The sequence below is a fragment of the Chitinophaga sp. YR627 genome, assembly GCF_900114995.1.
In the GTDB taxonomy this organism is placed as follows: domain Bacteria; phylum Bacteroidota; class Bacteroidia; order Chitinophagales; family Chitinophagaceae; genus Chitinophaga.
Map to the genome: position 1 here is coordinate 1549732 of NZ_FOUX01000002.1, position 22906 is coordinate 1572637.

Here is a 22906-nt window from a genome sequence, read left to right on the forward strand (position 1 = left end):
TTATTTGCCCTGCAAACTGTTCTCTCTTTGTTCCAGCTTGCTGATCTTTCTGTCCAGTGCTATTAAAAATATAACAATCCCGATAAAGATGATCAGCAGCACACCTACTATCACATAGATCTTGCCATTACTGCGAAAAAATTCGTTGACAGGCCCTGTCTCTGTATTCTGATTTTGATTTTCCTGTGCGTTAGCAAACAGGGAAATGAGTAACAGCAGGCAGGTACAGCAGAAAGAAAATGCTTTGTTGATCATTTAAAAATATTTTTTAGCTCTAATTTTTTGTACCGAACAAGCAGGGTGTAGATCCATACACTCAGCAGGGTCCAACCAATGAACGCAGGGTAGAGAACCCATTTCATGTGGTTATCGGTGTCACTGGATGCAAATCCAGGCGTGGTGGCGCTTCCGGGATGCAGGGAATCGACCATGCGCGGGATGATATACGTTAAGGGAATCAACAAAGCAAATGCGAAAATGTTAAACACGGCAGAGATCCTCGCGCGCTTATCGATGTCCGGAATGGACAAACGTAATACGAGGTAAGCCATATAGATCATGAGCGCAACAGCCGTCAGCATCTGTTTAGGATCACGGGTAAAGGAACCACCCCATGTATAGGTCGCCCACAATGTACCCGTAGCGAAGCCCAGGATGCCATAAAACACCCCTACACTCGCAGCTGAACTTGCGTATGCATCTCTACGAAGATCGTATTTAGAAAGATAGAGAACGGAATTGATCACGGAGATAGTGAACATGGTATACATGCATATCCACATGGGAACGTGAAAGAAAAGGCCGCGGGAAGACTGCCCGTTTGTGCCGATAATCGGTATCTCAACAGTAAATCCTGCGATGATAACGTATACGAGGATAATTACTGCTAGAGCTTTCCACCAATGCTTTGCCATTTTAAACCAACTATATTGGGGGCAAACCTACAGGTTTTATCACTAATCACAAAATTCAGTAACCTGTTTCCGGTCAGCTATACCACTGTTGCTAGTCTTTCCACAGGAAAGGAAATAACACTAAGGATAAGGCGATGATCAGCACATCCATGCTACCCATCATCAGGAACATCTTAGGTAAACCTGGCTGATAAACCGTTATAAAAGAGGACTTTGCAATATTGGAGAGCAGCATTAAGAGCGGGAGCATGATCGGGAAACCCATGATCGCCATCAACGCCGCATTCTGATTGGCCTGGGCTGCAATAGCCGCCAGCATGGTAAAAAGCAGCGACAGACTGATGCCTCCCAGGAGGATCACCCCCAGAAAATACCAGAAGCTGGTCACCGGATTACCCAGGAACATCATACAGCATCCCATGGTAATCAACGTCATCACTGACATGAGTATGATGTTGTAGATCAGTTTAGCCGCAATAAAACTACGTGGATGTACCAGGGAATAAAAATATAACAAACGCCCCCTGTTTTCCTGCACGAAACTTTTGGCAATGGCATTCACCGCTACAAACAACTGTACTACCCAGAAAAGGGCATTCCAGATCTTTTCTTCCGGTTTGTCAATCATCAGATTTATTACAAACACAGTGGATATAATATATAGGAGGATACCGTAAAAGGCGTATTTCTGTCGTAACTCGAGCAAAATGTCCTTTTTTACTAAGGTAAGTGTTTGTCTGAAGGCACTGGATTTCATGAGGAGGCAAAGATAGTAGAATCACTTATATTCGCTTCCATGAAAAAAATACTGGTAGCCAACCGTGGTGAAATTGCACTGCGGATCATGCGATCTGCCCGGGAAATGGGGATCGCGACAGTAGCTGTATATTCCGAAGCCGACCGTTCAATGCCTTTCGTGCAGTATGCGGACGAGGCGGTATGTATAGGTCCGGCACCCTCCAGCCAGTCCTACCTGCTGATCGATAAGATCATTGGCGCAGCCCGGCAGACCGGCGCAGACGCCATCCACCCTGGTTATGGTTTCCTCAGCGAAAATGCCCGTTTTGCACAGGCCGTTAAGGACGCCGGACTCATTTTCATTGGTCCCAGCGCATCTGCCATCGAAATGATGGGTAGCAAGCTGGCGGCTAAACAGGCAGCCCAGCGCTTCGGGGTACCCATGGTACCAGGTACCGAAACGCCTTTACGCAGTCTGGAAGAAGCCCGGGAAGTCGTACAGAAGACCGGTTTCCCAATCCTCATCAAAGCTTCCGCTGGTGGTGGTGGTAAAGGTATGCGCGTGGTAAACGCCCCTGAAGAACTGGAGGAACAGATCAGACTGGCCAAAAGTGAAGCCATGAGCGCTTTCGGAGACGATGCCGTATTCATTGAAAAATATGTGGGTTCTCCACGTCATATAGAAATCCAGGTACTGGGCGACCAGCATGGAAACTATGTCTATCTATTTGAACGTGAATGCTCTATACAGCGCAGACACCAGAAACTCATAGAAGAAGCACCTTCTTCCTGTCTCACGCCCGACATCCGGGAAGCCATGGGTAATTGCGCCCTGGACGTTGCCCGTGCCTGCCAGTATTACGGAGCTGGTACAGTAGAGTTCCTGGTAGATGAAAAACTGGCGTTCTATTTCCTGGAGATGAACACCCGCCTGCAGGTAGAACATCCCGTGACAGAAATGATCACCGGACTGGACCTGGTCAAAGAACAGATCAGGGTCGCCAGGGGAGAAAAATTGTCTTTCACTCAGCAGGACCTCAAAATAAACGGACATGCCATCGAACTGCGCGTTTGCGCAGAAGACCCGGCCAATAACTTCCTTCCGGATACCGGTACGCTGACGACGTATGTTCGTCCGCAGGGATATGGTGTACGCGTAGATGATGGTTATGAACAGGGTATGGACATTCCGATCTACTACGATCCTATGATCGCCAAGCTGATAGCATGGGGCGCCAACCGGGAAGAAGCCCGCGAGCGCTTATTACGTGCTATCGCCGAATACCAGGTAAAAGGCATCCGCACCACATTGCCATTCGGCTACTGGGCACTACAACAGCCTGCATTTATTGAAGGCGCTTTTGACACGAACTTTATCGGAAAGTACTTTACACCACAATCACTGGACCAGAGAGATCCTGAAGCTGCAAAAGCAGCAGCTATCCTGGCTGTACAGGTATGGCAGGAACAGCAGCGCAAGATCAGGCAGCAACCTTTGAACGGGCAGCCAAAACTTTGGAAAAACAGGAAATTGTTAAGATAATCCAAAAGCGCAATACAGTAACGGTAAAACTGACTAGTTTTGCCCTGTACAACTATTTTATGAAAAGGTTCATTTTATTGGTGCTGGATTTTTTTTACCAGCCGTTTGCGAAGCTGATGCCGCTGCAAACCTTCCGTTATCTCGCCTGTGGCAGTGGTAATACGGCTATGGATATCCTATTGTATTACGTCAGTTTTCATTTTATCCTGCACGAAAACCCGGTACAATTTGGCATTTTGACCATCAGCGCACACATTGCCGCATTGTTTATGGCGATGATCGTGACGTTCCCGACGGGGTTCCTGCTGAGCAAGTTTATCGTATTCTCAGAATCCAACCTGAGAGGACGTGTACAACTGGTCAGGTATTTTATGCTGGTAGGTATCTGCATCTGTCTGAACTACGGTTTCATGAAGTTGTTCGTAGAGTATTTTCATATCTACCCGACCATTTCTAAGGTACTGACAACCATATTTGTAGTGGGATTCAGCTACCTGACGCAAAAAAAATTCACCTTCAAGGTCAAGGCAAGCGCCTGATCTGTCTAATATATCTGAGAAGACCGCCTCCACAGGGCGGTCTTTTTCTTTTATACTATACAGCGGCTTCGTTTTTCATTCCATGCCGGGTAATCCACATAACCCTTATCTCCTCCCTGATAAAAGGTCGCCACATCTCCCTGACTTAAGGGTTGCTGTTGCCGGAAGCGATCCACTAAGTCCGGATTGGCAATAAACGGACGGCCAAATGCGACCAGATCAACCAGTCCCGCCTGTAACAATGCTTCTGCCGAAGCCTCCGTCTGGGTACCAGCTACGATCAACAGGTTGCTGAAACGGCTCCTGACCTCCCTGATATAATCTTCTGTAATGGAGGGCTGTCCGTTTAGGGGCTGACTGGACAGGTGTATGTAAAGTATCCCCATTTCTTCCAGTGATGCTGTCAGGTATTGATGTGTAGACAGTTCCTCTGCATAGGCAGGCAGGTCATTCAATACTGCAAAAGGGGACAAACGGATCCCTGTACGCTCCTTCCCTATGGCGTCAGCAATCCCCTGCGTCACTTCCAGCAGGAAACGCGCACGGTTAGCGATGGAGCCGCCATATTGATCTGTTCTGTGATTGGTATGTGGATGCAGGAATTGCTCTATCAGAAAACCATGTGCACCATGTACTTCCACCCCATCAAACCCCACTTCTATTGCATTTAAAGCGGCCCTTACAAAAGCCTGTACCAGCGTCTGTATCTCAGCAGTACTCAGTTCCAGCGGAGCTGGTATAGACAGCTGTAAATCTCCCGGCACGCGCATTTCTCCTGCTGCCCGCACAACAGACGGCGCCACCAGTGGCGCGTTGTTTTCATGGTTGAGCGGATGCCCTATACGGCCTGTATGTACCAGCTGAATAAAGATCTTTCCATTTGCAGCATGCACGGCATCAACCACCTTTTTCCATGCTGCTTTCTGTTCTTCGTTGTAAATACCCGGTGCATCCAGGTATCCGATACCATTGGCCGCTACCGCACTATTTTCCGCGATGACCAAACCGGCGCCGGCCCTTTGTCCGTAGTAGATATGTGCTGTTGCACCGGGTACGCCATTAGAAGAACGTCTTCTGCTCATCGGCGCCATCACCACTCTGTTTGCAAGCGTCAGAAATGGGGTTATCAATGGAGTCAGCAGTTTCTTTTCTGAATTCATATGCTATTCTTTTGTACCTCAAAATTACCTGCGCCCGGTACGGAGGAACAGTGACAAAGCGGGGTTTTTCCTGTAATTTGGCAGGTATGGAACAGAAAGTATTGTACGAACCATTTGAATTGTATGTATCAGATATGGAGTGCTGGGAACAGCGTCCGCTGGTATATCACTTCTTTGAGATCGTACAGATCCTGGAGGGAGAAGGCGACCGCATCACCAACAGGAATACCTTTCCTTATCAGAAGGGAAGTATCTTTTTGTTTACACCGCGGGACTGCCGGGGTTTTGATATCAAGACATCCACACGTTTCTGTTCTATCCGGTTTTCAGAGGCCTTTCTGGGTAAATGCAAGACACCGCAGGACAAAGAACGTATTGCACAGTGGCTGAAGCAACTGGAACATATCTTCTTTCACCATAACCGTTTTCAGGAATTGCTGGTAAAGCAACCGGGAGATTGTCAGATGATCAAGATGCTGATGGAGAATATGGTCAGCGAGTATGAACGGCGTCAGCCTTACCGGGAAGAGAATCTCCAGCATTTCGTCACACTGTTACTGAATATACTTGCCCGTAATGTGGCTGACAGTGCCGCTGGCGGCAATGGCGAACTACTCTCTGAACCACTGATAGACAGGATTTTGTTGCACATCCGGCAACATATAGCCGATCCGGAACAGCTGAGGGTTGAGCAACTGGCTGCTTTATTCAATCTTTCAGAAAACTACGTGGGTGAATATTTCAGGAAGTTCACTGGTGAAGGTCTGCAACATTATATTACACATTACAGAATGAAACTGGTGCAGCAACGGCTAGCCTATAGTGCACTCACGGTGAGCCAGATCGCGGGGGAACTGGGATTTACGGATGAGAGTCATCTGAGCAGGCAGTTCAGAAAATACAATGGGGTGAGTCCGGCGAAGTACAGGAAAGAATTAGGAATTAAGAATTAAGAATTAAGAATTGGAATGCAGCGGAGATGGGTGGAGGATGGAAAGTGGAATATGGACAAGGAGGGTGAAAGATGAAGGATGTGGGAATCGAAGTGGAGGATAGAAAGTGTGAAAGACAGCGGATGGCGAAAAGGGGGCAATAAAAAAGCGTCCCTTTGAATGGAACGCTTTTCAGTATTATTCAACACCTTCATAATAACAGTGCCGGCACCTGGGTTCGTAGAGATCTGTTTCTCCCAATAATACAGTATGGTTGTCTTTACTTTTGCGGTAGGAGTAGTTGGCGATATTGCCGCATTTCACACATATTGCGTGCAATTTGGTAATATAGTCGGCTTTGGCCAGGAGGAAAGGCATTTGTCCGAATGGTTTACCAAGGTAATCCATATCCAGACCGGCAACGATCACCCTGATCCCTCTCAGTGCCAGCTGATCACATACTTCGGGCAATTCCCCATCAAAAAACTGCGCTTCATCAATCCCCACAACGTCCACCTCCTGTGCGAGCAGCAGGATCTGCTGTGAATTTTCCAGCGGAGTGCTGATGATACGACTTTCGTCGTGAGACACAATATGTTGTACATCATATCGTGTATCTATCATCGGTTTAAAGATTTCCACTTTCAAATTGGCTATCCGGGCCCGTTTCAATCTTCTGATCAATTCCTCCGTTTTTCCGGAAAACATTGAGCCGCAGATCACTTCTATCCAACCCCTTCGCCCTCCCGCAAGAGAAGGTTCAATAAACATATCTTAGTATTTTGATTTACAAGTAATTAAAAAGCTCTAACTTTATGCAAATAAAATAAATTCCCCCATATCGCGTTAACAATTAAGGCATGGAACGCATTTTGCTTTCAATTTATTTTTTTTACTGCTATGGAAAAAATAAGTGCATTAATTGATAAGTTACAGGAACTAAAGAATTCAAATGCTGGCTTACAGTCCATTTCTTACTATGTGCAACTGCTACAGGCTGAAATCCTGCATGCAAGAACCCTGGAAAGAGAGCAGGAACGCGCACAACAGAAAAAACAGGATAGCCATATAGCCGTGATCCTCCCGACAGCTCCGCTTACCACAGGAACAGGTCCGGCCACTATTACAGTAGAAACACCTGTAGCGACATCACCTGAACCAATTGTACTGGAAGAACGTCAACAGCCAGTACCGGTACCCGCAGCTGCTCCAGCTGCCGCATCTACGTTGACCTTACCGCGTCATCATACGTCTATGCCCAAACCGGTTGAGCCAGCGCCTTCTCCTAAACCTGAACCAGTACCTGAAGAAAAGAAACCAGCTTTCATCACTATATACGGCAACGCCCAATCTCAGCAACAGGTGAATCCTCCGGTACCTCCTGCACCTGCTCCTGTTTTCAATGGAAACGGAGAAAAGGCGCATGTTACGGAGAAAAAGCCTGAAACCAATGGCGTACGTAAGGAGCTGAAAGAACTGAATCAGCTGGTAGCACAGGGTTCTACTTCATTGAACGACCGCTGGCGCCAGAGTCATACTGAGGTAGCTGACAGACTGGGAGATATGCCCGTAAAAGACCTGCGTCAGGCAATCGGTATCAATGACAAGTTTCAGTTTATCCAGGAATTATTCCGTGGGGATGTAGATACCTATGAGCGTTCCGTAAGGACGATCAATGAATTACATTCTTTACAGGAAGCTGAATACTGGATAGAAAGAGAACTGAAGATCCGTCAGGGATGGGATGACGAAAACCGTACTGTAAGGCAGTTCTACAACCTTGTCAAGAAGCGTTTTTCCTGAATATAGCGTAGTACCTTACCGGTAGCGCCTTTATTATCAGCAACATATTTTTTTGCCTGTGCCCCTGTATGCAAGCAGGCTTCTTTATCCTGCAGGAGTTGCTCCAGCTGTACTTCAAGGGTTTCCAGATCATGAATACTGATGCCACCACCGGCCGCAATCAATGCTGCCGCTTCAGGAAATTTATGGAATATGGGACCGAATACCACCGGTTTGCCATAAGTAGCGGGTTCCAGGATATTATGAATACCGTCTTTCCCAAAGCCACCACCTACATAGGTAACAGTAGCATAGCGATACAGCGCCGACAGCATGCCGACATTATCTATCAGCAATACTTTTCCGGCTTTTCCGGGTTGTTTCACCCAGTCAGTATAACGTACGGCCGCAGGAAACAGCGTTAATAATTTATTGATATGAGCAGGCTCTATCTCGTGTGGCGCAATGATCAGGCAACGTCCTTCCTGTGCTTGTTTTTTCCACCAGTCAGCCAGGAAGATCTCATCTTCTTCCCAGGTGCTGCCGGCAATCACTGTTTGCTGGTCACCTATAAACGCTGATATACCCTGTACCTCTCTGTTTTCTTCCTGTAAAGCCCACACCCTGTCAAAGCGGGTATCCCCGGCCAGGGCGACATTGGAAATACCTGCCTGTCCGAGTAATTCCACCGATTCCTTATTCTGCACAAAAATATAGGTCAGCTGTTGCAGCAGACGGCGGAACATTCCTCCGTAGGGCTTAAAGAACAGCTGTCCTGGTCTGAATATACCAGATACCAGCAGTACCGGTACCTTTTCCCGGTGCAGGGCGGTCAGCATATGGTACCAGAACTCATATTTAATAAAAATAGCGAGTGAGGGTCTGACCAGTCTGATGAAATCCCGGGCATTCTGCCGGGTATCCAACGGTAAATAGCATACGTGATCAGCGCCCGGATAGTCTTTACGGACCTCATATCCGGAGGGGGAAAAGAAGGTCAGCAGTATCTTACAACCGGGGTATTCCTGACGGATCGCTTCCAGTACGGGGCGTCCCTGTTCAAATTCTCCCAGGGAGGCGGCATGTACCCAAACGATGGGACCGCCTGCAGGCAGGTGCTGTTCCAGGGATTTCCGCCAGTCGCGGCGGCCTTCCACCCAGCGGCGGGCCTTGGCATTACCTGTAGTAGCGGCCAGCCCTACAGCAGCCCTGTAACCTCTTATTCCCAGATCATATATAATAGTGCTTGCCGGCATGCCTGAACGTACTTTTACTGTTTTTTGGATCAGGCGCAAAGATACTGCCCTTCCTATGTCAAAATTTGTAAATTTGCTCACTTTAAACAAAATATCTATCCCACTCATGGTTCCTATTCAAATGGTGGATTTAAAACGCCAATACTTGAAAATAAAGCCGCAGGTTGACGCTGCGATGACCGAAGTGCTGGAAAATGCTGCTTTTATCAATGGCACACCTGTACAACAATTCACCAATGCACTGCAGAGTTACCTCGGTGTTAAACATGTGATTCCGTGTGCAAATGGTACCGATGCACTGCAAATTGCGATGATGGCATTAGATCTGGCTCCCGGTGATGAAGTGATCACTCCTTCCTTTACGTTTATCGCGACAGCGGAGGTGATTGCATTGTTACGTCTGAAACCTGTGTTTGTAGATGTAGATCCAAAGACGTTCTGTCTTGATCCTGAGCAGGTAGAGAAAGCGATCACGCCTAAAACGAAGGCGATCGTTCCGGTGCACCTGTATGGCCATGCGACGGATATGGAACCGATCATGGAAATCTCCAGAAAATATAATATTCCTGTTATTGAAGACAATGCACAGGCGATCGGTGGTCACTACACCTTTGCTGACGGCAGTAAAAAGATGTTGGGAGCGATCGGCCAGATAGGCTGTACTTCCTTCTTCCCTTCCAAGAACCTGGGATGTTATGGAGATGGCGGCGCGCTCTTCACCAATGACGATGCGCTGGCTGCTAAGATCAGAATGGTTGCCAACCACGGACAATCCGCACGTTACTATCATGATGTAGTAGGTGTGAACTCCCGTCTCGATACCTTACAGGCAGTGGTCCTCAATATCAAATTACCACTGCTGGATGAATATATCAAAGCCCGCCGTGCGGTGGCTGATGCATATGATGCCGGATTTGCCGGTATCCCTGAGATCACCACGCCTTTCAGAGCAAGCAACAGTTATCATGTGTATCATCAATATACCCTGCAACTGAATGGTGCAGATCGTTACGCGTTACAACAATACCTCCAGGAAAAAGGGGTTCCTGCGATGATTTACTACCCTGTACCCGCACACCGCCAGAAAATGTTCGAGGACTTCGGCGGCGCTGCTTTCACTCTTCCTGTTACAGATGACCTGACTTCTAAGGTCATTTCCTTACCAATACATACTGAAATGGATGCAGATCAGCTCCAATACATCATCGATTCAGTTAAATCATTCTTAAATCAAAACTCCAAATGAAAATTACAGTAGTAGGCACAGGTTACGTGGGACTAGTGACCGGCACTTGTTTTGCAGAAACGGGCAATGACGTTACCTGCGTTGACATTGATGTCAACAAGGTCAATAAGCTTTCCAACGGACAGATCACCATTTACGAGCCAGGACTCGAAAAACTGTTCGAGCGTAACCTCAAGGAAGGACGTTTACACTTCACAACAAGTCTCGCAGAGGGTGTTGCCCACGGAGATGTTATATTCCTCGCCTTGCCTACTCCTCCGGGAGAAGACGGATCTGCGGATCTGTCCTACATTCTGCGTGTGGCAGATGATATGGGTAAAATCATCACTGATTATAAGGTGATTATCGATAAAAGTACAGTACCGGTAGGTACTGCCGAACTGGTACATGCAGCGATCGCAAAGAACTGTTCACATCCTTTTGACGTGGTTTCCAATCCGGAATTCCTGCGTGAAGGTGTGGCAGTAGACGACTTCATGAAACCTGACCGTGTGGTGATCGGTACCCGCTCAGAAAGAGCACGTAAAGTAATGGGCGACCTGTTTGCACCATTTGTACGTCAGGGTAACCCGATCCTGTTCATGGATGAAAAATCTGCTGAACTGACCAAATACGCAGCTAACTCCTTCCTCGCTACCAAGATCTCTTTCATGAATGAAATAGCGATCCTGTGCGAGAAACTGGGTGCTGACGTTGACATGGTGCGCAGAGGCGTAGGTAGCGATGACAGGATCGGTAAACGTTTTCTGTTCCCTGGTATCGGTTATGGTGGCAGCTGCTTCCCTAAAGATGTACAGGCGCTGGTGAAATCATCAGAAGATGCAGACTACGATTTCAAAATACTGAATGCAGTGATGGATGTGAATGAGCGCCAGAAACTGTTCCTCATGCCTAAGATCAGTGCCTGGTTCAATAATGACCTGAAAGGCAAGCACTTCGCGTTGTGGGGGCTGGCATTCAAACCAAATACAGACGATATCCGTGAAGCACCGGCGTTATATATGATCGACGCACTCGTGGCTGCCGGAGCAACCGTTTCCGTATTTGATCCGGAAGCAAGCAGCAATGTGGAACGCCTGATCGGCAATAAAGTGACTTACGCAGCTAACCAGTACGACTGTCTGGCAGATGCTGATGCACTGATCATTGCTACAGAATGGAGTGTGTTCAGAACACCTGATTTCGATAAAATCGGCAGTACGCTTAAAAACAAGGTTATATTCGACGGAAGAAACCTGTTTGACGTATTCAGGATGGAAGAACTTGGCTACCATTATGAGAGCGTAGGACGCGCGGCTACTAACAATTAATTATCATCACCCCTATCAATGCCTGTTAATATGAAAAGAGTTCTGATTACCGGCGCAGCCGGCTTCCTGGGTTCACACCTCTGTGATCGTTTCATCGCCGAAGGATATCGGGTAGTGGGAATGGATAATCTCCTGACCGGAAATATCAAAAACATAGAACATCTCTTTCCTTTACCGGAATTTGAATACTATCACCATGATGTAAGCAAATTTGTACATGTACCGGGTGACCTGGACTACATTTTACACTTTGCTTCACCGGCAAGTCCGATCGACTATCTGAAAATGCCTATCCAGACATTAAAGGTAGGTTCACTCGGCACACACAATCTGCTGGGTCTTGCCAAAGAAAAAAAGGCACGTATCCTGGTGGCATCCACTTCTGAAGTGTATGGCGATCCTAACGTACATCCGCAACCGGAAGAATACTGGGGTAACGTAAACCCGGTTGGTCCCCGTGGTGTATATGACGAAGCAAAACGCTTCATGGAGTCTATTACCATGGCCTACCATAACTTTCACAATGTTGATACCAGGATCATTAGAATTTTCAATACATACGGTCCGCGTATGCGACTCAATGACGGCCGTGCATTACCTGCATTTATGAGCCAGGCGCTGACCGGTCAGGACCTGACCGTTTTTGGCGATGGTTCACAAACCCGTTCATTCTGTTATGTATCTGACCTGGTAGATGGTATTTACCGCCTGTTACTGAGCGATTATCACCTGCCGGTGAACATTGGTAACCCTTCGGAGATCACCCTGCTGGAATTTGCAGAAGAGATCCTCGCGCTGACCAACAGCAAGCAGAAGATCGTATTCCAACCGCTGCCAAAAGATGATCCGAAGCAGCGAAAACCAGATATCACCAAGGCACAGGAGCTGTTAGGATGGGCGCCGAAAGTAGATAGAAAAGAAGGACTGAAGGTGACTTACGAATACTTCAAAGAAGCTTTAAATAAATAATTCGTTGCCGCATGAACCACTGTCGTTAAAAGCAGTGGTTCATTGCAATTTATACACTGTCTGTAATTAAATAATCATTATGCACAACACCATACTCATCACCGGTGGCGCTGGTTTCATAGGCTCCCATGTCGTGAGATTATTTGTGAATAAGTATCCTCATTATCAGATTGTCAATCTGGATGCGCTGACTTATGCAGGCAACCTTGAAAACCTAAAAGATATTAAGGACAAGTCCAATTACACCTTTGTAAAAGGTGATATTATGGATGAAGCTTTCATAGACGAACTGTTTGCAACCTACTCTTTTGATGGCGTCATCCATCTGGCAGCAGAAAGCCATGTGGACAGGTCTATCATGGACCCGCTGGCATTTATCAAAACCAACGTACTGGGTACTGCAACCCTCCTGAATGCAGCTCGCAAATACTGGAAAGACAATTACGAAGGGAAACTGTTCTACCATGTATCTACGGATGAAGTGTATGGCAGTCTGGGCGATGAAGGTTTCTTCACCGAGGAAACAGCTTATGATCCCCGTTCTCCGTATTCTGCATCCAAAGCTAGCTCTGATCACTTCGTGATGGCATACTATCACACGTATCACCTGCCTGCAATCATTTCCAACTGCTCCAACAACTACGGATCACACCATTTCCCGGAAAAGCTGATTCCGCTGGCGATCCACAATATCAAAAATAACAAGCCGGTACCTGTATATGGTAAAGGTGAGAATGTGCGTGACTGGCTGTTTGTGGAAGACCACGCAAGAGCTATCGACACCATTTTCCATAATGGCCGCCTGGGCGAAACCTATAACATCGGTGGTTTCAATGAGTGGAAAAACATCGATCTTATCAACCTGCTGTGCATTGTGATGGATAAAAAACTGGGCCGTGCTCCTGGTACATCCGCGCAACTGATCACTTTTGTGAAAGACCGTGCAGGACATGATCTGCGTTACGCCATTGACGCTACCAAACTCAATAAAGAACTGGGCTGGGCGCCTTCCCTTCAGTTTGAAGAAGGTCTGGAGAAAACCGTTGAATGGTACCTGACCAACGAAGAATGGCTGGATCACGTCACCAGCGGCGCTTACCAGGAATATTACAGTGACCAGTATCAAAAGAGATAATCAACTATATGCCTTTTACTGAAACAGGGATCCCTGATCTGTTAGTATATGAACCACGGGTATTCAACGATAACCGTGGCTATTTTTTTGAGAGTTACAGCGAACGGGCCTTTCAGGAATATGGCCTGAACCTGCAATTTGTACAGGATAACCAGGCCAGGTCTACCTATGGCGTACTGAGAGGTTTACACTTCCAGCAGGAACCACATGCACAGACCAAACTCCTAAGAGTACTGGAAGGTCGTATTATCGACGTAGCAGTAGATATCCGTAAGGGTTCTCCTACCTACGGGAAGGTATTTACCATCGAACTGAGCGCGGAAAACAAAAAACAGCTGCTGGTACCCAAAGGGTTTGCCCATGGCTACTCCGTACTGAGTGAGACCGCAGAAGTCATGTACAAAGTGGATAATTTCTACAATAAAGCCAGCGAAGGCGGCATCATCTACAACGATCCGGCACTGAACATCGACTGGGGGATCAGTCTGACAGATGCGCTGGTATCAGAAAAAGATGTGATACTGCCAACGCTTGAGAACTGCACGCATAACTTTGTTTACAATTCAGATAAATAATGAAAAATATTCTGATAACCGGCGCCAATGGCCAGCTGGGACAGGCAATTAAAAAGGTAACTGCGGACTATCCGGGGTTTAACTTCGTATACACAGACTTCAACGAACTGGATATCACCAGCGAGGAAGCTGTCCGCAATTTTTTTGCTCAGCAGGAAATACACGCCTGTGTTAACTGTGCAGCGTATACTGCGGTGGATAAAGCTGAAAGTGATGAGGAATTTGCCTTCAAACTGAACTTTGAAGCGGTGCTGAACCTGGCTACCATCTGTGCTGAATACAATACGCAGTTAGTACATATCTCTACTGACTACGTATTCAACGGCCAGCAGAATGTGCCATATATTGAGACAGATGATGCCAGTCCGAACAGCATTTACGGTAGTTCCAAACTGCGTGGTGAAGGTGCTGCTATAGGCTTCAACCCTGCTACAATCGTACTGCGTACTTCCTGGTTGTATTCCGAATTCGGCGCCAACTTCGTAAAACGCATGCGTGAGCTGATGCAGGAAAGAGAAAGCCTGAACGTTGTATTTGACCAGACAGGCACACCTACCTATGCGGTAGACCTGGCTAAAGTAGTGCTGACCGTGCTGACCAAAGTATGGGATGTACCCGGCGAATATGGCGGTGTATACCACTATAGCAATGAAGGCGTAACCAGCTGGTATGACTTTGCAGTCGCTATCCGCGAACTGACCAACGCCTCCTGCACAGTAGCGCCGATCACTTCAGACAAATATCCTACTCCTGCCAAAAGACCTGCGTACAGTGTGCTGAACAAGGAGAAGATCAAGGAAACATTTGGTATTCAGATCCCTCACTGGAGAGAGAGCCTGAAGGAGTGTATCAAACAGCTGTGAGAGGAATTAAAAATTAACAATTAACAGTTGATTATTAACGTCTTCCTATAAAAGACAAAGGCGCTTCGATATTGAAGCGCCTTTGTCTTTTATAGGAATGATCTCTTAAGGAATGGCCATTCTCACCCAATTCTTAATTGTTAATTTTTAATTCTTAATTTCTTACTTCTTAAAGCTGGTGATCTCCATATGCCCAACCGGATTACCATCTTTGAAAGTAGCTGTCTTCACTACCCCAAAACCAGGTGCAAACCACTCCGTTGCATTCATTTCAATCGGCATATTCATCGCCATCATTTTCAGGCCGAGATTCATCTTATAAGAGATCTTATAACAATCCCAGCTGCCACCGGCAGTCGTGATCTTTTCTTTGCCGGTTACTTTACGGTCGGTTACCTGATATTGCAGACTGACATCCATGCCATTCGCATTACCGCTCATTTCAAATGAACCGTTCGGCAGGGTCTGTCCTTCTTTTAAGGTAGCAGGATAGTTCAGGAATGCGCTCCCGTCCGATTCCATCTTCATGTCTTTCAGCTGCGGCATATTAGGCAGGGACATTTTCATATCGATCATGATCTCTCCACCCGTACATTTGAACTTCCCCTTACCAGATGACAGGGAGGCGCCTTTGGCGTCTTTTGTCGTCACGGTGAAATCAGATACTGTCGAGCCCCCTTCTTTATTGACGGACAATACTTTATAAACATTCTTTGCTACGGCCGTTCCTTTGGCGTCGAACATGCTCATCTCTACTTCCGCGTTATTCAGGAGATAATAGTAGTTTTTGCAGTCCTGTGCGAATAATACATTCACCGCTGCCAGCATTGCGGCAGCTATTAAAAACAAGCTTTTTTTCATATGGTACTCTTTACAGAAAGATGGCGGTTTTGTCCAACATTGAATGTACGAATTTCCGGCACAATGCCCTGCTTCGTCCATATCGTTTAAAATTCTTTTCTTACGTTTGCAAAAATTATCCCAATTAATCATGAACCTGATAGAGGAATTACGCTGGAGAGGTATGGTGCAGGATATAATGCCGGGCACAGAGGAGCAATTACTGAAAGAAATGACTTCTGCTTATGTAGGATTTGACCCTACGGCAGACTCTCTTCATATAGGCAGTCTGGTACCGATCCTGCTGCTGGTACATTTACAGCGGGCCGGTCATAAGCCATTTGCACTGGTTGGCGGCGCCACCGGTATGGTGGGCGACCCTTCCTTCAAAGCGGAAGAGCGTAAAATGCTGGACCTGGATACCCTGGCCCTCAACCAGAACGGTATCAAGGCGCAGCTGGAAAAGTTCCTGGACTTCGATCCTGCCAGGCCGAATGCCGCTGAAATGGTGAACAACTTCGATTGGTTTAAAGACATCTCCTTCCTGGACTTCATCCGTGATACCGGTAAACATATTACCGTTAACTATATGATGTCCAAGGATTCTGTAAAAAGAAGACTGGAAGGCGACAGTGGTATGTCCTTTACGGAATTCACCTACCAGCTGATCCAGGGGTATGACTTCTATCATCTGTATACAGCGAAGAACTGTAAACTGCAGATGGGTGGTTCTGACCAGTGGGGTAACATCGTAACCGGTACAGAACTGATACGCCGTAAGGCCAATGGTGAGGCCTTTGCCTTTACCTGTCCCCTGCTGAAAAAAGCAGACGGCAGCAAGTTCGGTAAGTCTGAAAGAGGTAACATCTGGCTGGATCCGCAGAAAACTTCCCCTTACCTGTTCTACCAGTTCTGGGTAAAAACGGCTGACGAAGACGCTAAAAATTATATTAAGATATTCACCTTCCTGGGTCAGGACGAGATCAATGAACTGATCGCTGCACATGACCAGGACCCGGGTAAACGTCAGTTGCAGAAGAAACTGGCAGAAGAACTGACCATCTTCGTACATGGTCAGACAGAGCTGGAATTTGCCCTGAAAGCATCCGATCTGCTGTTCCGCAACGATACCGCTGAAGTACTGCAATCCCTGACCGAAACCCAGTTACTGGAGATCATGGATGGCGTACCACAGGTGGAAGTAGCCGCTGCTGACCTGGAAGCTGGTAAGGATATCCTGTCTTTCCTGGCTGAGACCAACATCCTGCCAAGTAAAGGGGAAGCCCGTAAAATGATCCAGAACAACGGTATCAGCATCAACAAGGTGAAAGTGGGCGCTATCGATAAGATGGTGGATAAAAGCCTGCTGCTGAATGACAAGTACATCCTTGTACAGAGAGGAAAAAACAACTACTACCTGGTAATTGTAAAATAAGTTTGCCTTATAAACACAAGGGCTGGCGTATCTATGATACGTCAGCCCTTTTTATTTGCCATCATTGTTTTACTCGATATCCAGTTCCCCCTTCTCTCCTTCCTCAAAGCGTCTGCCCCGGATGATCGAGGTCAGCATATTGAAGAAGATCACCATCTTACTGGAGGAATTATCCCAGAACCAGGCCTGTTTGGTGTCCACCTTCAACAGACAAAGCCGGGGATCGTCAATCCCGTCAGGGAACCACGCTTCAACAGCCGGTGTCCACAACTGTTTCATTTTTTCACGGTCCAGCACGATCGATCCGATACCAAAGATATTCAGATACGTGTTGTGTCCCGGGTGGGAATAAATGAGGTTCAGTTCATTATTTTCTGAAATCTGCATGACCTGACCGGCATATTCATTGGAAAAGAACCAGACATTGCCTTCCTTATCAACATCTACAGTTGCCATGGGTCTTGAAATAACGTGGCCGTGCTCATCAACGGTAGTAAACATACATACCCGCACATCGTTAATCAGATCAGAGACCTTTCTGATCGCCTCTTCTCTTTTGAGGATTGCTGCCATCGAATTAATGTGTTTGTATGAAACAATAAAAATTCATGCCATATAAAAAAGAAAAAGGCCCGGCATTGTTAGTACAACACCGGGCCCCTTGCCTGTTATAAGTTTCAGCTATTTCAGTCCGTACTTATATTTATAACGCTCATATAACTGTTTGTGTTTATTATCAAGGCTAACTTCTCTTCCCTGAATAAACGCCTGCGTTACCACACTGCTACGCATGTCCAGCAGATCGCCTGTACTGATCGTAATATTGGCGTCCTTACCGGTTTCCAGCGATCCCGTGATCTTATCAATACCAAGGATCTTAGCGGCATTCAGTGTAACTGCAGCTAACGCTTCTTCTTTGGAAAGACCATAAGTGCTGGCGGTACCCGCTTCAAACGGCAGGTTACGCTGCTGCCAGAAGCCTTCATTACTGAGGCAAAACAGTACGCCTGCCTGTTGTAACTGTGCCGCTGTTTTATAGGGTTGATCCACATCATCATCCTGCATCACCGGTAAACTATGCGGCTGGGCAAGCACCACAGCGATGTTGTTTTGTTTGAGTACATCCGCGATCATCCAGGAATCAGCGCCACCAGCAATGACTACCTCGATGCCAAATTCCTTTGCAAAATCCACCGCTACCAGCATTTCCTTTACCAGGTTACAGTGAATGAACAGCTTCTGTTGTTTGGTGAACAGTTTGCTTACTGCCTCAAACTTCAGGTTGACAGCGGTATGTTTATCTTCCTGTAAATAGGCTTTTGCCTCGCTCAGGAACGAACGTACCTTTTCTGTTTTCTCTGCAAATTCCTCTGCTCTGTCTTTGGTGATAGAGAAACGGCCCGGTGTAGCGGGCGGTGGCAACAGGCTTGGCATATAGAAATGGATAGCGCCATCAGCCTTATAAGCAGCATCTTCCCAGTTCCAGGCGTCCAGCTGGACAACGGAAGAAGAACCGGGTATCATACCGCCTTCAGGTGTTACCTGTGCCAGCAGAATACCATTGGAGCGCAGGGTATTGATCACCTTCGAATCGGTATTATAAGCGACCAGTGAACGTACGGAAGGGTTGATCTCTCCTACTTCACTAAAATCATTGGTAGAGCGTACCGCTTCTACTTCCGTCAGACCTACGGTTGTCAGCGGAGCGATCACACCAGGGTAGACATGTTTGCCCTGCAGGTCGATTACCTTCACGTCTGCAGACGGAGCCGGCAGATTATTGCCCACAGCCACGATCTTACCATTAGCGAAAGACAGGGAGCCTTTCTCGATCACCTGTCCGTTACCGATGTGAATCGTCGCATTGGTCAGGTAAACCGGCTTTGCCTGCGGCGGCGCCGGATATATTGTTTCCTGGGCCATTACGGCGGAGCAGGAAAGTGCGGTGATATATGTTAATAAACTACGTTTCATGTTGTTAGATTGATGCGTGCAGCGGTTACAATTCGTTATTTCCATCTGTCAGACGTTGCTGGTGACCAGCCTGCAGATCTTCACAGTGATACATTTCCTCCCTGGAAGCAGCTGCTCTCTGGGTAGGCGTACCTTTCTTCTTCTCGCTCAGCATTTTCAGCACCAGGCGGTTACGTTCAGCGCTGATACGCTGACGCAGTTCCAGGTCTTTCTCGCGGTCGAAGTATACGATACCGTCTACCATTGTCTTTTCAGCTTTGGCGTAAATGCTCAGCGGATTGTCGTTCCACAGTACCAGGTCGGCATCCTTGCCGGTTTTGATACTACCGGTACGCTCTGCTACGTGCAACAGTTTGGCCGGGTTGATGGTCACCAGTTTCAGGGCTTCCTCTTCCGTCATATCGCCGTATTTGATGCTCTTAGCGGCCTCCTGGTTCAGTCTGCGTGCCATTTCCGCATCATCAGAGTTGATGGCTACATTCAGCCCTACGCGTTGCATGATAGTGGCGTTGTAAGGGATCGCGTCCTGTACTTCCATTTTATAAGCCCACCAGTCAGCGAAGGTACCTGCGCCTGCACCGTGTTGTTTCATTTTATCGGCTACTTTATATCCTTCCAGGATGTGTGTGAAGGTGTTCACCTTGAAATGGAAGGTATCTGCCACATGCAGAAGCATGTTGATCTCGCTCTGTACATAAGAGTGACAAGTGATGAAACGTTTGCTGTTCAGGATCTCCACCAGTGCATCCATTTCCAGGTCGCGACGTTTGCCGGCGCCTTCTTTTTCATAATCACGCGCACGTGTGAATGCATCTGTCAGTACCTGTTCAACCCCCATACGCGTCTGCGGGAAACGTTCGCGCTGGCGTTCACCCCAGTTGGATTGTTTTACGTTTTCGCCCAATGCGAATTTGATAAACGGATCTGATCCTGCGAATTTGAGTTCTTCTGCATCCGCACCCCAGCGCAGTTTTATCAGCTGGCTTTGTCCGCCGATCGTATTGGCAGAACCATGTAACAGATGTGAAGCGGTCACACCACCACTCAGTTGTCTGTAGATATTCACATCATCCGGATTCACCACATCTGCGATACGCACTTCTGAGGTAACGGACTGCGTACCTTCATTCACGCCTTTGGAAATCGCGATATGAGAGTGTTCGTCGATGATACCCGGCGTCAGGTGTTTACCTGTACCGTCTATTACACGTGCATTACCGGCAGGCAGGTTTTTACCGATCTGAGCGATCTTACCATTGCGAACGAGTACGTCTGTATTTTCGAGTTTACCTTCTTTTTCGTTGGTCCAGACAGTCGCATTTTTGATCAGGATATCCTGTTGTTTAGGCAGGGCTTCCCAGCCATATCCGTTGAAAGGATAGTACATATTACCCAGCTGCGGCGCCGATTTTGGTTTTGCGGTATCCTGTCTGGTATAGGCTGCGCTGAATGCGGCATTCCATTTCACCCATTTACCGGCAGTATCCAGACCGGTACCACTCCATTCATTTGTACCAGCTACACCGCTGAGGCGCAGTTGTGCACCCCCTTTTTTCAGTGGGAAAGCGATTTTGATCAGCTTATCATTGATGGTGATGGAGCCAGCCAGAGTATCCTGTTGCAGGAGGGAAAGGGTTGGCGTAGCAGCGGTACCTTTCAGCAGCAGCGTATATCTGGTATTACCTGGCGTCAGGGTCAGTGTATAAGTGCCACGCACATCTTTCCAGCCTTCATCTTTTATGATATATTTCTTACCCTGTACCCAGTTCTGGAACAGTACGGTGTTTTCATTAAAGATCGCGCCGGAAGTAACCAGGAAGTTGGCCAGTTTACCCGGCTCCAGGGAGCCTACGAGATCATCAGCTTTGATGATGCGAGCCGCAGAGAGTGTCAGTGCATCCAGTGCTTTTTGTTCGCTGAGACCATACTCGATCGATTTTCTGACAGCACCCAGGAACTGTTTCAGGTCTTTCAGACCACTGGCAGTGAGACAGAAAGGGATGTTGGCTTTTTCAAAAGCAGCGGCTTCTGTTGGCGCCAGTTCCCAGTGTTTCATATCGCTGAGAGCTACGAAGCGGGCATCGTTCGGGTCCTCTACATCGATTGGCTGCGGGAAGGTCAGCGGCAGGATAAATGAGGCTTTGGTAGCCACCATTTCCGGTATACGCTGGTATTCATTACCACTGGCTTTGATGATATATTGCACACCGAATTCGTCGCCTACTTTATCTGCACGTAATGCATCCCATTTATCCTGTGCATCAAATACCTGAGGTAAGGCACGGCTATCGTTCCAGGCCTGTAAGGTCAGGTTTGTACCTTCTTTAGCAGGATGAGACTGATACCACTGAGCGTCCAGGAATGTCTGACGCAGCAGTGCAATGCTACCCATTAAAGAGCTGGGATAGTTCTGTGTGGAACTACCTTTATCAAATGAGAATTGTGCACTGGCTTTTTCCCTGATCAGGACCTTATTTTCACGGTCATCCGCCAGCGTTACCAGTACGCCCGTACCACGGGCGATACCATCCTGCTGGTGGGATAATACGGTACCAAAACCTGCGTTTCTGAGTGACTCTGCAGCAGTGCCGTCTACCTGGAATATGGAGGCAGCGTTTATCTCACTTTTGATAGACTGGTTCCAGCCGAATGCACCTTTGGTGGCAGAAAGGAACTGCGGATCACCTCTGTATCCGCCGCTGGCTTTCTTTGCAGGCTGCGTGCCATAATCGCTGTAAGCATCTACGAAAGAAGGATAGATATATTTACCCCCGCAATCGATCACTACCGCATCTTTCGGTACAGGACCATTGCCAACGCTGACGATACGTCCGTTACGGATTACGAGGCTGGCATTGTTCAATACATTACCGGCACTTTTTACAATAGTCGCTTTTACAAAAGCGTAACACCCTTCTCTGGGATCGGCGATACCGTTCACAGGAAAAGTCTCCTGCGCTGACGCATACGAGCCAGCCAACAGACCGCTCAGCAACAGACACAGGTGGGACAACCGCTTACGCGGCGAAAAAAAATTACTCATTGGCTTGTGTTTGTCAATTTAGATTTTGGGTTCATAGTATCCTGACAATCAGAAAGGTCTTACCGGGAGGGCAATACCTGCTGTGGCCTAAAAGTAACAAATGATTGATGTGGCTTCTGCATATTTCAACAGATTTTTGATGACTGGTAGTAATATTGCGTTAATTACCTATATTTAACCAAGAGAATAACCCGTTTTTTATGAAAAGTTATATGATCCGCATCAGTGGGCTGTTGTTATGCTTCTTTCTGGCAATGAGCGGCAGCAGCATGGCACAAAACAGGGATACTTCCACCGTGAAGAAGGTACGATTTACGCCGGAGCAGCGTGCGGATAAAATGAGTGATAAACTTGACCGGCGGCTGAACCTTTCTAAACAGCAGGACAAAGACATTCACACCATCAATACCGATATCACGCAACGCATGGAAGCGATCAAACGTAATACGACGCTTTCCAAAAAAGACAAGATGGCGCAGATGAAAGCGTTGAATGAGGAACGGAATCAGCGTTTCAAATCAGTGCTCTCGGCAGACCAGTATAAAAAATGGAATGACTGGGAAATGAAGAAGAAGGAACAGATGGAAGCCAGAATGGACAAAAAACAACAGAAACGTAATGCCCGGTAAGAAGGGTCTTTTATAAACGAATG

22 protein-coding genes are annotated in these 22906 nt (G+C 47.2%); 12 read left to right on the forward strand and 10 right to left on the reverse strand.

Features of this window, described 5'->3' with window-relative positions; translation table 11 throughout:
- The 3 genes from BMZ72_RS14935 to BMZ72_RS14945 all read right to left on the reverse strand — a co-directional run bounded on the left by BMZ72_RS14935 (position 1) and on the right by BMZ72_RS14945 (position 1671).
- Complete coding sequence (locus BMZ72_RS14935; protein ID WP_089809564.1) at positions 1 to 255, reverse strand: CcmD family protein; 255 nt, start codon at positions 253 to 255, stop codon at positions 1 to 3.
- Positions 252 to 914: a cytochrome c biogenesis protein CcsA gene (gene ccsA / locus BMZ72_RS14940; protein WP_089809566.1), complete on the reverse strand. Its 663-nt coding sequence runs from the start codon at positions 912 to 914 to the stop codon at positions 252 to 254. Before ccsA ends, BMZ72_RS14935 begins: the two co-directional genes overlap by 4 nt.
- A gap of 91 nt (positions 915 to 1005) precedes the next feature.
- Positions 1006 to 1671: a heme exporter protein CcmB gene (locus BMZ72_RS14945; RefSeq protein ID WP_089809567.1), complete on the reverse strand. Its 666-nt coding sequence runs from the start codon at positions 1669 to 1671 to the stop codon at positions 1006 to 1008.
- Positions 1672 to 1710: 39 nt separating this feature from the next.
- Here BMZ72_RS14945 and accC point away from each other — a divergent pair, with 39 nt between their 5' ends.
- A complete protein-coding gene (gene accC / locus BMZ72_RS14950) occupies positions 1711 to 3195 on the forward strand; it encodes an acetyl-CoA carboxylase biotin carboxylase subunit (protein ID WP_089809843.1) in 1485 nt (494 codons plus the stop codon).
- A 59-nt stretch (positions 3196 to 3254) separates the two neighbouring features.
- Positions 3255 to 3734, forward strand: coding sequence for a GtrA family protein (locus BMZ72_RS14955; protein ID WP_089809845.1), 480 nt, complete (start codon positions 3255 to 3257; stop codon positions 3732 to 3734).
- A 50-nt stretch (positions 3735 to 3784) separates the two neighbouring features.
- Here the strand turns inward: BMZ72_RS14955 and BMZ72_RS14960 are convergent, their stop codons facing one another.
- On the reverse strand, positions 3785 to 4894 hold the full coding sequence (locus BMZ72_RS14960) for an alkene reductase (protein WP_089809569.1): 1110 nt from the start codon (positions 4892 to 4894) through the stop codon (positions 3785 to 3787).
- Positions 4895 to 4980: 86 nt separating this feature from the next.
- On the opposite strand from BMZ72_RS14960, the gene BMZ72_RS14965 reads away from it, so the two are divergent.
- Positions 4981 to 5847, forward strand: a complete 867-nt coding sequence (locus BMZ72_RS14965) for an AraC family transcriptional regulator (protein WP_177222797.1) — start codon at positions 4981 to 4983, stop codon at positions 5845 to 5847.
- Between the two features lie 177 nt (positions 5848 to 6024).
- Here the strand turns inward: BMZ72_RS14965 and BMZ72_RS14970 are convergent, their stop codons facing one another.
- Positions 6025 to 6597, reverse strand: a complete 573-nt coding sequence (locus tag BMZ72_RS14970) for a thymidine kinase (RefSeq protein ID WP_089809572.1) — start codon at positions 6595 to 6597, stop codon at positions 6025 to 6027.
- Positions 6598 to 6726: 129 nt separating this feature from the next.
- Here BMZ72_RS14970 and BMZ72_RS14975 point away from each other — a divergent pair, with 129 nt between their 5' ends.
- Positions 6727 to 7629: a hypothetical protein gene (locus tag BMZ72_RS14975; protein ID WP_089809574.1), complete on the forward strand. Its 903-nt coding sequence runs from the start codon at positions 6727 to 6729 to the stop codon at positions 7627 to 7629.
- On the opposite strand, the gene BMZ72_RS14980 is transcribed toward BMZ72_RS14975, so the two are convergent.
- Positions 7599 to 8864, reverse strand: a complete 1266-nt coding sequence (locus BMZ72_RS14980) for a 3-deoxy-D-manno-octulosonic acid transferase (protein ID WP_089809848.1) — start codon at positions 8862 to 8864, stop codon at positions 7599 to 7601. The genes BMZ72_RS14975 and BMZ72_RS14980 overlap by 31 nt on opposite strands.
- A gap of 106 nt (positions 8865 to 8970) precedes the next feature.
- Here BMZ72_RS14980 and BMZ72_RS14985 point away from each other — a divergent pair, with 106 nt between their 5' ends.
- The 6 genes from BMZ72_RS14985 (at position 8971) to rfbD (ending at position 14962) form a co-directional block, all read left to right on the forward strand.
- The gene (locus BMZ72_RS14985; RefSeq protein ID WP_089809576.1) at positions 8971 to 10110 is read left to right on the forward strand and encodes a DegT/DnrJ/EryC1/StrS family aminotransferase; all 1140 of its coding nucleotides are present in this window, start codon (positions 8971 to 8973) and stop codon (positions 10108 to 10110) included.
- Positions 10107 to 11420, forward strand: a complete 1314-nt coding sequence (locus BMZ72_RS14990) for a UDP-glucose dehydrogenase family protein (protein ID WP_089809578.1) — start codon at positions 10107 to 10109, stop codon at positions 11418 to 11420. The genes BMZ72_RS14985 and BMZ72_RS14990 overlap by 4 nt, the downstream gene beginning before the upstream one ends.
- Positions 11421 to 11450: 30 nt before the next feature.
- Complete coding sequence (locus BMZ72_RS14995; protein WP_044221072.1) at positions 11451 to 12389, forward strand: UDP-glucuronic acid decarboxylase family protein; 939 nt, start codon at positions 11451 to 11453, stop codon at positions 12387 to 12389.
- A gap of 79 nt (positions 12390 to 12468) precedes the next feature.
- Entirely contained in the window at positions 12469 to 13524 is a 1056-nt protein-coding gene (gene rfbB / locus BMZ72_RS15000) for a dTDP-glucose 4,6-dehydratase (protein WP_089809580.1), read from the forward strand.
- Positions 13525 to 13532: 8 nt separating this feature from the next.
- On the forward strand, positions 13533 to 14099 hold the full coding sequence (rfbC, locus tag BMZ72_RS15005; protein WP_089809582.1) for a dTDP-4-dehydrorhamnose 3,5-epimerase: 567 nt from the start codon (positions 13533 to 13535) through the stop codon (positions 14097 to 14099).
- Positions 14099 to 14962: a dTDP-4-dehydrorhamnose reductase gene (gene rfbD, locus BMZ72_RS15010; RefSeq protein ID WP_089809584.1), complete on the forward strand. Its 864-nt coding sequence runs from the start codon at positions 14099 to 14101 to the stop codon at positions 14960 to 14962. The genes rfbC and rfbD overlap by 1 nt, the downstream gene beginning before the upstream one ends.
- A 162-nt stretch (positions 14963 to 15124) precedes the next feature.
- Here the strand turns inward: rfbD and BMZ72_RS15015 are convergent, their stop codons facing one another.
- Positions 15125 to 15823, reverse strand: coding sequence for a TapB family protein (locus BMZ72_RS15015; RefSeq protein ID WP_143087698.1), 699 nt, complete (start codon positions 15821 to 15823; stop codon positions 15125 to 15127).
- 130 nt (positions 15824 to 15953) lie between these two features.
- Here BMZ72_RS15015 and tyrS point away from each other — a divergent pair, with 130 nt between their 5' ends.
- On the forward strand, positions 15954 to 17237 hold the full coding sequence (tyrS, locus tag BMZ72_RS15020) for a tyrosine--tRNA ligase (protein ID WP_089809588.1): 1284 nt from the start codon (positions 15954 to 15956) through the stop codon (positions 17235 to 17237).
- Positions 17238 to 17306: 69 nt separating this feature from the next.
- Here the strand turns inward: tyrS and BMZ72_RS15025 are convergent, their stop codons facing one another.
- From BMZ72_RS15025 to BMZ72_RS15035, 3 genes are all read right to left on the reverse strand, one after another.
- Complete coding sequence (locus BMZ72_RS15025; protein ID WP_012789179.1) at positions 17307 to 17810, reverse strand: pyridoxamine 5'-phosphate oxidase family protein; 504 nt, start codon at positions 17808 to 17810, stop codon at positions 17307 to 17309.
- A gap of 108 nt (positions 17811 to 17918) precedes the next feature.
- Positions 17919 to 19211: an amidohydrolase family protein gene (locus tag BMZ72_RS15030; protein ID WP_089809590.1), complete on the reverse strand. Its 1293-nt coding sequence runs from the start codon at positions 19209 to 19211 to the stop codon at positions 17919 to 17921.
- Between the two features lie 25 nt (positions 19212 to 19236).
- Positions 19237 to 22254, reverse strand: a complete 3018-nt coding sequence (locus tag BMZ72_RS15035; protein ID WP_089809592.1) for an amidohydrolase family protein — start codon at positions 22252 to 22254, stop codon at positions 19237 to 19239.
- 200 nt (positions 22255 to 22454) lie between these two features.
- Between BMZ72_RS15035 and BMZ72_RS15040 the strand changes: the two genes are divergently transcribed.
- Positions 22455 to 22883: a hypothetical protein gene (locus BMZ72_RS15040; protein ID WP_089809594.1), complete on the forward strand. Its 429-nt coding sequence runs from the start codon at positions 22455 to 22457 to the stop codon at positions 22881 to 22883.
- Positions 22884 to 22906 lie beyond the last annotated feature (23 nt).

Coding starts and splice junctions, on each gene's coding strand:
- BMZ72_RS14935 (WP_089809564.1), bottom strand. CDS start 255: ATGATCAACAAAGCATTTTCTTTCTGCTGTACCTGCCTGCTGTTACTC.
- ccsA (WP_089809566.1), bottom strand. CDS start 914: ATGGCAAAGCATTGGTGGAAAGCTCTAGCAGTAATTATCCTCGTATAC.
- BMZ72_RS14945 (WP_089809567.1), bottom strand. CDS start 1,671: ATGAAATCCAGTGCCTTCAGACAAACACTTACCTTAGTAAAAAAGGAC.
- accC (WP_089809843.1), top strand. CDS start 1,711: ATGAAAAAAATACTGGTAGCCAACCGTGGTGAAATTGCACTGCGGATC.
- BMZ72_RS14955 (WP_089809845.1), top strand. CDS start 3,255: ATGAAAAGGTTCATTTTATTGGTGCTGGATTTTTTTTACCAGCCGTTT.
- BMZ72_RS14960 (WP_089809569.1), bottom strand. CDS start 4,894: ATGAATTCAGAAAAGAAACTGCTGACTCCATTGATAACCCCATTTCTG.
- BMZ72_RS14965 (WP_177222797.1), top strand. CDS start 4,981: ATGGAACAGAAAGTATTGTACGAACCATTTGAATTGTATGTATCAGAT.
- BMZ72_RS14970 (WP_089809572.1), bottom strand. CDS start 6,597: ATGTTTATTGAACCTTCTCTTGCGGGAGGGCGAAGGGGTTGGATAGAA.
- BMZ72_RS14975 (WP_089809574.1), top strand. CDS start 6,727: ATGGAAAAAATAAGTGCATTAATTGATAAGTTACAGGAACTAAAGAAT.
- BMZ72_RS14980 (WP_089809848.1), bottom strand. CDS start 8,864: ATGCCGGCAAGCACTATTATATATGATCTGGGAATAAGAGGTTACAGG.
- BMZ72_RS14985 (WP_089809576.1), top strand. CDS start 8,971: ATGGTTCCTATTCAAATGGTGGATTTAAAACGCCAATACTTGAAAATA.
- BMZ72_RS14990 (WP_089809578.1), top strand. CDS start 10,107: ATGAAAATTACAGTAGTAGGCACAGGTTACGTGGGACTAGTGACCGGC.
- BMZ72_RS14995 (WP_044221072.1), top strand. CDS start 11,451: ATGAAAAGAGTTCTGATTACCGGCGCAGCCGGCTTCCTGGGTTCACAC.
- rfbB (WP_089809580.1), top strand. CDS start 12,469: ATGCACAACACCATACTCATCACCGGTGGCGCTGGTTTCATAGGCTCC.
- rfbC (WP_089809582.1), top strand. CDS start 13,533: ATGCCTTTTACTGAAACAGGGATCCCTGATCTGTTAGTATATGAACCA.
- rfbD (WP_089809584.1), top strand. CDS start 14,099: ATGAAAAATATTCTGATAACCGGCGCCAATGGCCAGCTGGGACAGGCA.
- BMZ72_RS15015 (WP_143087698.1), bottom strand. CDS start 15,823: ATGAAAAAAAGCTTGTTTTTAATAGCTGCCGCAATGCTGGCAGCGGTG.
- tyrS (WP_089809588.1), top strand. CDS start 15,954: ATGAACCTGATAGAGGAATTACGCTGGAGAGGTATGGTGCAGGATATA.
- BMZ72_RS15025 (WP_012789179.1), bottom strand. CDS start 17,810: ATGGCAGCAATCCTCAAAAGAGAAGAGGCGATCAGAAAGGTCTCTGAT.
- BMZ72_RS15030 (WP_089809590.1), bottom strand. CDS start 19,211: ATGAAACGTAGTTTATTAACATATATCACCGCACTTTCCTGCTCCGCC.
- BMZ72_RS15035 (WP_089809592.1), bottom strand. CDS start 22,254: ATGAGTAATTTTTTTTCGCCGCGTAAGCGGTTGTCCCACCTGTGTCTG.
- BMZ72_RS15040 (WP_089809594.1), top strand. CDS start 22,455: ATGAAAAGTTATATGATCCGCATCAGTGGGCTGTTGTTATGCTTCTTT.